This is a genomic window from Streptococcus sp. C300, from assembly GCF_000187645.1.
Lineage (GTDB): Bacteria > Bacillota > Bacilli > Lactobacillales > Streptococcaceae > Streptococcus > Streptococcus oralis_CQ.
The window spans coordinates 859,366-868,485 of the sequence record NZ_GL732466.1 but is presented as its reverse complement, the minus strand read 5'-3'; the positions used below and the strand labels follow the sequence as shown (position 1 = coordinate 868,485).

Below are 9,120 nucleotides of genomic sequence, written 5' to 3'. Positions count from 1 at the left end.
CTCAATTTGCTACAATAATAAAAGCAATAGAAATGATGGTCAAAGCTCATGGATGTTGCAGGCTTTTTTGTCCTGCACTTCTTACGAGTTTTGACTGTTTTTGTGTCGTTTAAGGGAAAGGATAAAAATGACTCAACAAGACTTTCGGACAAAAGTAGGAAATACGGTTTTTGGTGTTCGGGCGACAGCCTTGATTCTTCAAAATCGCAAACTCCTAGTTACCAAAGATGAGGGCAAGTATTACACTATCGGCGGTGCCATCCAAGTCAATGAAAGAACGGAAGATGCGGTAGTCCGCGAAGTGAAGGAAGAACTGGGTGTCAGAGCTCAAGCTGGGCAGCTAGCTTTCGCGGTTGAAAATCGTTTTGAACAAGACGGTGTTTCCTATCACAACATCGAATTTCATTATCTAGTTGATCTACTGGAGGATGCCCCATTGATCATGCAGGAAGATGAAAAAACGCAGCCCTGTGAGTGGATTGATTTGGATAAACTCCAGAATATCCAGCTAGTTCCAGCCTTCTTAAAAACAGCCCTGCCGGATTGGGACGGGCAACTAAGACACATTCATCTTGAAGAATAGGAGAGAAAATGACTTATAATTTTACGGAAGAATACGATATTATTGTAATCGGTGCGGGACACGCTGGGGTTGAGGCTTCCTTGGCTGCAAGCCGTATGGGTTGTAAGGTCTTGCTTGCGACTATCAACATTGAAATGCTGGCTTTCATGCCATGTAATCCCTCTATCGGAGGTTCTGCCAAGGGGATTGTCGTGCGTGAAGTCGATGCCCTCGGTGGTGAAATGGCTAAAACCATTGACAAGACTTACATCCAGATGAAGATGCTCAACACTGGGAAAGGTCCAGCTGTCCGTGCCCTTCGTGCGCAGGCTGACAAGGAGCTTTACTCTAAGGAAATGCGCAAGACAGTTGAAAATCAAGAAAATCTGACCCTTCGTCAAACCATGATTGATGAGATTTTGGTGGAAGATGGCAAGGTTGTCGGTGTGCGTACGGCGACCCATCAAGAGTATGCTGCCAAGGCTGTTATCGTGACGACAGGGACTGCACTCCGCGGAGAAATCATCATTGGAGATCTAAAGTACTCATCAGGTCCTAACCACAGTCTAGCTTCGATCAACCTAGCTGATAATCTCAAGGAATTGGGACTTGAAATCGGTCGTTTCAAGACAGGAACTCCTCCACGTGTCAAGGCTTCCTCTATCAACTATGATGTGACAGAGATTCAGCCAGGAGACGAGGCGCCAAATCACTTCTCTTATACTTCACGTGATGAGGATTATGTCAAGGACCAGGTGCCATGCTGGTTGACTTACACTAATGGTACCAGTCATGAGATTATCCAAAACAACCTCCACCGTGCGCCTATGTTTACAGGTGTGGTTAAGGGAGTGGGACCTCGTTACTGTCCGTCGATTGAGGACAAGATTGTGCGCTTTGCGGACAAGGAACGCCACCAACTCTTCCTTGAGCCAGAAGGACGCAATACAGAGGAAGTCTATGTCCAAGGACTTTCAACCAGTCTGCCTGAGGATGTGCAGCGCGAGCTAGTTCATTCCATCAAAGGTTTGGAAAATGCTGAGATGATGCGAACAGGTTATGCCATTGAGTACGACATGGTCTTGCCACACCAGTTGCGTGCAACACTTGAAACCAAGAAAATCTCAGGACTTTTCACAGCTGGTCAGACAAATGGTACATCTGGTTACGAAGAGGCAGCAGGCCAAGGGATTATCGCAGGTATCAATGCGGCTCTGAAAATCCAAGGCAAACATGAGCTAATCTTGAAACGGAGCGATGGCTATATAGGGGTGATGATTGATGACTTGGTGACCAAGGGAACCATTGAACCTTACCGTCTCTTGACCAGTCGAGCTGAATACCGTCTCATCCTCCGTCATGACAATGCCGATATGCGTTTGACCGAGATGGGACGCGAGATTGGGCTTGTGGATGATGAACGCTGGGCTCGTTTTGAAATCAAGAAAAATCAATTTGACAATGAGATGCAGCGTCTTGATAGCATCAAACTCAAGCCAGTCAAGGAAACCAATGCCAAGGTTGAGGAGATGGGCTTCAAACCATTGACTGATGCGGTGACAGCCAAGGAATTCCTTCGTCGCCCAGAAGTTTCTTACCAAGATGTGGTAGTCTTCATTGGTCCAGCTGCTGAGGACTTGGATGACAAGATTATCGAATTGATTGAAACAGAAATCAAGTACGAAGGCTATATTTCCAAAGCCATGGATCAGGTTGCCAAGATGAAACGCATGGAAGAAAAACGCATTCCAGCCAATATCGACTGGGATGACATTGATTCTATCGCAACAGAAGCTCGCCAGAAGTTCAAACTGATCAATCCAGAAACCATCGGTCAAGCTAGCCGTATTTCGGGAGTAAATCCAGCAGATATTTCTATTTTGATGGTGTACCTAGAAGGTAAAAATCGTAGTATTTCTAAGAATCAAGAAAAGAAAGCATAGAAAAACAGCTCCGAAGATGGGGCTGTTTTGTTGATTTTCAAAGAGTATTATTCTTCATCTGGTGTGAGGATCATCGGGATAATGATCGGTTCACGTTCCGTATTTTCATAAAGGAAGGGGCGAATGGCGTTGACAATGGCACCATTGACAGACTGCACGCTAGCATCTTTGTTCTTCAGTGCGATACGAATGGCATTGAAGAGGATGCGCTGGCTTTGGCGAATCAAGTCTCCAGACTCTCTCATGTAGACAAAGCCGCGGCTGAGGATATCTGGACCAGACAGAATCATCTGAGATTTGAAGTCAACAGTTGCGACTGCAAGTACGACACCGTCTTCGGATAGATCTCTACGGTCTTTGAGGACGGCTGCACCGATTTCGCCGATACGATTGCCATCGACATAGATGTCTTGGGCATTGAAGTGGCCTGCGATACGAGCAGAGTTAGCAGTAAGGGCGAGTACATCACCATTACTCATGATAAAGATATTGTCCTTCTCAACACCAGTATCCACCGCTAGTCCAGCATGGACTTTCTGCATACGGTATTCACCATGGACAGGCATGAAGTATTTTGGCTTAATCAAGCGGAGCATGAGTTTTTGCTCTTGCTGACCACCGTGTCCAGAGGTGTGGATATTGTTGATTTTACCGTGGATAACTTCAACACCAGCTTCTGAAATGATGTTGATCAGTTTGTTGACGCTAGTAGTATTTCCAGGGATTGGGCTAGAAGAGAAGATAACGGTATCGCCGGGTTGGAGTTGCACCTGACGGTGAGTTCCATTAGCGATACGAGAGAGAGCTGCCATCGGCTCACCCTGACTACCTGTACAGAGGATAAGAACCTCGCCTGCAGGATAGTCTTTGATTTCATTTGGCTCGATAAAGGTTCCCTTAGGAGCTTTGATGTAGCCAAGCTCGATTCCGTTGACAATAGCCTTTTCCATAGAACGACCAAAGACAGCAATCTTGCGTCCAGTCTTAACAGCAGCATCCGTTGCTTGCTGGAGACGGAAGATATTTGAGGCAAAGGATGCAAAGATGATACGTCCTTCGATACCTTGAATGATCTTCATGATGGACTGACCAACGACTTTTTCAGAGTTGGTAAAGGTTGGCACTTCCGCATTTGTCGAGTCAGAGAGGAGACAGAGTACGCCTTCTTCCCCAAGGGCAGCCATACGGTGCAAGTCTGCAGGTTCTCCAACTGGAGTAAAGTCGAACTTGAAGTCACCCGTACAGACGATTTTTCCTTGAGGGGTATGAATGACAATCCCTAAAGGCTCTGGAATGGAGTGAGTGGTTCTAAAGAAAGTTGCCTTGAGATTTTTAAAGGTCAACTCAGTATTGTGGTTGATTTCGTATAGTTTGGCGTTGCGCAAGAGGCCGTGTTCTTCGAGTTTTCCACGGATCAAAGCCAAGGCAAGTGGCCCAGCGTAGATAGGGACATTTGCTTGCTTGAGCAGGAAAGGAATCCCACCGATGTGGTCCTCGTGTCCGTGTGTAATCAAAATAGCCTTGACGCGGTCGATATTGTCCACGATGTAAGAGTAATCAGGAATGACATAGTCGATACCCAGCAAGTCATCTTCTGGGAATTTAATCCCAGCATCGACGATGATAATCTCGTCTTGGTATTCAATTCCGTACGTGTTTTTCCCGATTTCTCCCAGACCACCGATGGCAAAAACGCCGACTTCTTCAGGTTTAAGAGTGTAGGCCATATTAGAACTCCGTAATCTCGAAAGCGCCAGTTTCTTTTTCGTAATCTAGCAATTTGTCAGACAAGAGTTCGATAAATTCGATGTTGTACTCTGGGCGGTTTTCTTCGACAAGTTGGCGAGCAGCGATACGGCCCTCAAGTTCTGAGCTAGCATCGATGTCTAGGTAAAGTGAGCGTGTTGTTTCACGACGTGGGCTACGTTCTTTTGTTTCTTGATAAAAAACTTTGTAAATCATATAGTTCCTTTCTATTTACAGGTCAGCTTATTCCAAACTTTTAGTAGAGATTTGCTTGATTTCATTCCATTTTGTGTCTAGATTGACCTTGATTCGTTACAATTATTTCAATTATACCATAAAATGAAAAATTAGTAAAAGACGGAAATGGAGAAAGTCGGGAGGGGAAGAAGGAACAAAAAGACAGGTAGGATTTGGTCGGAGAGCACTTAGGTGTTATAATTAAAGGGGGAATCTAAAGAGATAGTAGATTTAAGGAAGAATACAGTTCTAGTTTCATTAATCGTTGGAGTGGATGGTTGGGACAGAATGATATCTTTGAAAAAAGAAAAAGCTCTTGAGAAATCTCAAGAGCAAATAAAAAGGCTGAGACAAAACTCGGGGATTTTCCTGGAGCAGTCCAGATGGCAGCACCTCTACCTGAAGCGAATGCATCGCAACCTTTGAATGACTTGTCACCAAATCAAACTCGATCTCAGCCTTTACTTAATTCTATCATCTATGAGGCTAAGAAGTCAATCTATAAGTATAACGATGTAGAAATAGCATGGAGTGGAGTGTTTACTAAAGAGGCAAAGAAAAGCCCTTAATCTAAGAGTAAGCAAAAAGAGAGGACCAATGGTAGTCAGGGGTCTTTACAGCTCAAAGCTGAAGGCAGTCCCACACCCGTACCAGAAGTTGGTACCTTTGAACGCTCTGTTACCAGTCGCCCTACGTTATCCTCTCAATATTTATATTCTACTATAACTTACTGAAGGAATCAACTTTAAAAGCGCCAAAAAGCTCCTGACCGAAGTCAAGAGCCGTCAAACACTGGGGGCGAACTAATCAATCGCAATTTCAGTTCTTTAGAAACCAAAGTTTCAGGGATAGCACTGCAACCCGAAGAGTCAACTACTCAACCTGATTTTCCTACCAGTGTTGAATTACATTTTAACATTGATAGACCGATACTGTCAACAGTTTATATAAAAATAGGAATACCAAAAGGAGGATCAAGAATGTTTAGTTTGTTTGAATTTGCAGTAGGGGCTCGCCTCTTGATGTTTGTAGTCTTTGTAGCTTGTGTTTATGGGGGGAATGCCCTGTTTGTGCATCTGGAACACCGCAAAACAAAATTCCTTTGGAAGCTTGCTTTTGTGACGCTCTATTCAATTTTTCTCCTCCTGGTCACCTATGTTGTCTGGCTCGTTTTCTACTTTGGTTTAAATGCCTAGAGTCAATTATTCCTCTAGATATACAGAAAATCCACCTCGTCTTGATAGATGGAATGGATTTTTCTATTTTTAGGTGCTATCTTTATTGTTATGATGATGTTCTTTCGTATCGAAAATCGAGTTGAAACATAAATGCCTGATCCAAATTTTTTACAAAGAACTTTTCAATTTCCTTGTTCACTTTTCTATTCAAAAAAGCTACAACTTTTTTGAATTTTTTGTGCAGAATTGCTTGTTTAAGTGGCAGGAACTTTTGTTTCAAAATAAAGAAAATTCCCATGCGCTGGCTTTTGTAGTATAATAGTAAACAGACAAAAAGATAGGAATGTGTTATGAAAGTATTAGCTTTTGATACGTCCAGCAAGGCTCTTTCTCTAGCCATTTTAGAGGACAAGCAGGTTCTTGCCGAGACGACGATTAATATCAAGAAAAATCACAGTATTACCCTTATGCCAGCCATTGATTTTTTGATGGCCAGTCTAGATTTGACATCAAAGGATTTGGATCGAATCGTGGTCGCTGAAGGGCCAGGTAGCTACACGGGCTTGCGAATTGCGGTAGCAACTGCCAAGACCTTGGCTCATACCCTGAACATTGAGTTAGTTGGGATGTCTAGCCTCTTGGCTCTGGTGCCACGCCAACAAGAAGGCTTGGTGGTTCCTATCATGGATGCACGTCGCAACAATGTTTATGCAGGATTTTATCAAAACGCCAAACCAGTCTTTCCAGAAGCGCACCTGTCTTTTGCGGAAGTGCTAGAGCAGGTCAAGGATGCTGAACAGGTAACCTTTGTCGGAGAAGTTGGAGCCTTTGTGGAACAGATCCAAGAACAACTACCTCAAGCTAGCTATCAAGAAACCTTGCCAAATGCAGCTAATCTAGCTCTTTGGGCCTGGGACGAGGAAGCAGACTCCTTGCACGACTTTGTGCCAAATTACCTCAAACGTGTTGAAGCTGAGGAAAACTGGCTCAAGAACCATACCGAGTCTGGCGGGTCTTACATTAAACGCCTATGATAGAAATCAAACGAATCCAAAAACAGCCTGAACTAGCTAAAACCATCTACGCTGTCATGGCAGATGTTTACCCAGTCAGTCCTTGGACGCTGGAACAAATCCAAGCAGACCTGTCCCAAGACCAAACTTGGTACGCTCTAGCTTATGATGGAACAGAAGTGATTGGATTTCTAGCTGTGCAGGAGAATCTCTTTGAGGCAGAAGTCCTGCAAATCGCTGTCAAGAAAGCCTATCAAGGACAGGAAATAGCATCAGCCTTGTTTGCAACATTGCCGACAGACAAGGAGATTTTCCTCGAAGTCAGAAAGTCAAATCACCGAGCGCAAGCATTTTACAAGAAAGAAAAGATGACGGTCATCGCTGAGCGAAAGGCCTACTACCATGACCCAGTCGAGGACGCCATCATCATGAAGAGAGAAATAGATGAAGGATAGATATATTTTAGCATTTGAGACATCCTGTGACGAGACCAGTGTCGCTGTCTTAAAAAACGACGACCAGCTCTTGTCCAATGTCATTGCTAGTCAAATTGAGAGCCACAAACGTTTTGGGGGCGTAGTGCCAGAAGTAGCTAGTCGTCACCATGTAGAGGTCATTACAGCCTGTATCGAGGAGGCTCTAGCAGAAGCAGGAATTACCGAAGAGGACGTAACAGCCGTGGCCGTTACTTATGGACCAGGCTTGGTTGGAGCCTTACTAGTTGGTTTATCAGCTGCTAAGGCCTTTGCTTGGGCACATGGACTTCCGCTGATCCCCGTGAATCACATGGCGGGCCACCTCATGGCAGCTCAGAGCGTCGAGCCTTTGGAGTTTCCCTTGCTAGCCCTCTTGGTCAGTGGTGGGCACACGGAGTTGGTCTATGTTTCCGAGGCTGGTGATTATAAGATTGTTGGGGAGACACGAGACGATGCGGTTGGTGAGGCCTATGATAAGGTTGGCCGTGTCATGGGATTGACCTATCCAGCAGGTCGCGAGATTGATGAGCTAGCTCATCAGGGGCAGGATATTTATGATTTCCCTCGTGCCATGATTAAGGAGGACAATCTAGAGTTTTCATTCTCAGGTTTGAAGTCTGCCTTTATCAATCTTCACCACAATGCCGAGCAAAAGGGAGAGAGTTTGTCCAAGGAAGACCTGTCAGCATCTTTCCAAGCAGCAGTCATGGATATTCTTATGGCCAAAACCAAGAAGGCCTTGGGAAAATACCCTGTTAAAACTCTGGTCGTGGCTGGTGGCGTGGCAGCTAATAAAGGGCTCAGAGAACGCCTAGCAGCTGAAATCACAGATGTCAAGGTCATCATCCCACCCCTGCGCCTTTGCGGAGACAATGCAGGTATGATTGCCTATGCCAGCGTCAGCGAGTGGAATAAAGAAAACTTTGCAGACTTGGACCTCAACGCCAAACCAAGCCTCGCCTTTGATACCATAGAATAAAGAGTCAGTTTTGAACTGGCTTTTTTACTCCGGAAAATGTCAGAATATTTTGACAAATCTGTAAAAATGATGATATAATATGTAAAAATTAGGAGGTGGTCAGATGATTGAGAGAATGGAATTGGGAGAATTTTACAAGGAATTGCGGCTGGCGAGAAGGCTCAAGCAGTCAGATGTGGCTTGTGAGGGTCTGACAGCATCCCAGCTATCCAAGTTTGAACTAGGGCAGTCTATGCTGTCTGCAGATAAGCTGATTCTAGCTATCCAAGCGATAAATGTGACCTTTGATGAGTTTGGACACAAGCTTAACAACTATCAAGAATCACCACATATGCGAATTGGTCGAAAGGTTGTGGATCGTTTTGCCCATCAAGATATAGCAGGCTTAGAGCAATTATTAGAGGAGGTCGAGCAAGAACAGATGGCGCAGACCTATCGTCGTTTGAACGCTATTGTGATTAAAGATGCCATTCATTCCTTGGATAAAAACTATCTGCTAGAAGAGGAGGATAGCGAGTTTTTAACTACTTATCTCTATGCTATTGAGTCTTGGACCTGGTTTGAACTCTATATTTTTTGCAATACCATGCCCTTCTTAAGTAATCAAGATCTGATTTTTTTATCCACCTCTTTACTTGAAAAATCTAAGGAATTTAAAGAGTTGGTACACAATCAATTGTATATGAAAAGTGGTTATCTTAATATCATCTCAGAGCTCATGGAGCGCAAACTTTTTTCCTATATTCCAATTTTTGAAGCTGAGTTGGAGAGTATGCTCCGACCATACGATGTTTTTGAGAAAGTATCATGGCAATTTTTAAAGAAATTGAGCATTTTCCTTCAAACCAAGGGAAGCAATCAAAAAGAGATTGAAAAATTTATCCAATCTCTGCAAGTATTAGAAAATCCCCAATTAACAGCTCTTTTTGAACTACGCTTACAGCAATATAAAGACCTTATCGATTAACAAACGATCGCAAAAATGA

At 44.0% G+C, this 9,120-nt stretch carries 9 protein-coding genes; 7 read left to right on the top strand and 2 right to left on the bottom strand.

What is annotated here, in order from left to right; all coding sequences use genetic code 11:
- Positions 1-127 precede the first annotated feature (127 nt).
- Positions 128-583: an NUDIX hydrolase gene (locus HMPREF0849_RS04180; RefSeq protein ID WP_000193650.1), complete on the top strand. Its 456-nt coding sequence runs from the start codon at positions 128-130 to the stop codon at positions 581-583.
- Between the two features lie 8 nt (positions 584-591).
- Positions 592-2,505, top strand: coding sequence for a tRNA uridine-5-carboxymethylaminomethyl(34) synthesis enzyme MnmG (gene mnmG / locus HMPREF0849_RS04175; RefSeq protein WP_000221910.1), 1,914 nt, complete (start codon positions 592-594; stop codon positions 2,503-2,505).
- Positions 2,506-2,552: 47 nt separating this feature from the next.
- Here mnmG and rnjA read toward each other — a convergent pair whose 3' ends face one another.
- Together rnjA and HMPREF0849_RS04165 are read right to left on the bottom strand one after the other, a co-directional pair.
- Positions 2,553-4,232, bottom strand: a complete 1,680-nt coding sequence (rnjA, locus tag HMPREF0849_RS04170) for a ribonuclease J1 (RefSeq protein ID WP_000331958.1) — start codon at positions 4,230-4,232, stop codon at positions 2,553-2,555.
- 1 nt (position 4,233) lies between these two features.
- The gene (locus HMPREF0849_RS04165) at positions 4,234-4,467 is read right to left on the bottom strand and encodes a DNA-dependent RNA polymerase subunit epsilon (protein ID WP_000639585.1); all 234 of its coding nucleotides are present in this window, start codon (positions 4,465-4,467) and stop codon (positions 4,234-4,236) included.
- 1,001 nt (positions 4,468-5,468) lie between these two features.
- Here HMPREF0849_RS04165 and HMPREF0849_RS04155 point away from each other — a divergent pair.
- The 5 genes from HMPREF0849_RS04155 to HMPREF0849_RS04130 all read left to right on the top strand — a co-directional run bounded on the left by HMPREF0849_RS04155 (position 5,469) and on the right by HMPREF0849_RS04130 (position 9,101).
- Entirely contained in the window at positions 5,469-5,684 is a 216-nt protein-coding gene (locus HMPREF0849_RS04155) for a hypothetical protein (RefSeq protein WP_000492023.1), read from the top strand.
- A 332-nt stretch (positions 5,685-6,016) separates the two neighbouring features.
- A complete protein-coding gene (gene tsaB, locus HMPREF0849_RS04145; RefSeq protein WP_000865685.1) occupies positions 6,017-6,700 on the top strand; it encodes a tRNA (adenosine(37)-N6)-threonylcarbamoyltransferase complex dimerization subunit type 1 TsaB in 684 nt (227 codons plus the stop codon).
- On the top strand, positions 6,697-7,134 hold the full coding sequence (gene rimI, locus HMPREF0849_RS04140; RefSeq protein WP_000569811.1) for a ribosomal protein S18-alanine N-acetyltransferase: 438 nt from the start codon (positions 6,697-6,699) through the stop codon (positions 7,132-7,134). Before tsaB ends, rimI begins: the two co-directional genes overlap by 4 nt.
- The gene (tsaD, locus tag HMPREF0849_RS04135) at positions 7,124-8,134 is read left to right on the top strand and encodes a tRNA (adenosine(37)-N6)-threonylcarbamoyltransferase complex transferase subunit TsaD (protein ID WP_000655078.1); all 1,011 of its coding nucleotides are present in this window, start codon (positions 7,124-7,126) and stop codon (positions 8,132-8,134) included. The genes rimI and tsaD overlap by 11 nt, the downstream gene beginning before the upstream one ends.
- Before the next feature lie 103 nt (positions 8,135-8,237).
- Entirely contained in the window at positions 8,238-9,101 is an 864-nt protein-coding gene (locus HMPREF0849_RS04130) for an Rgg/GadR/MutR family transcriptional regulator (protein ID WP_000572862.1), read from the top strand.
- The last annotated feature ends 19 nt before the right edge of the window (positions 9,102-9,120 follow it).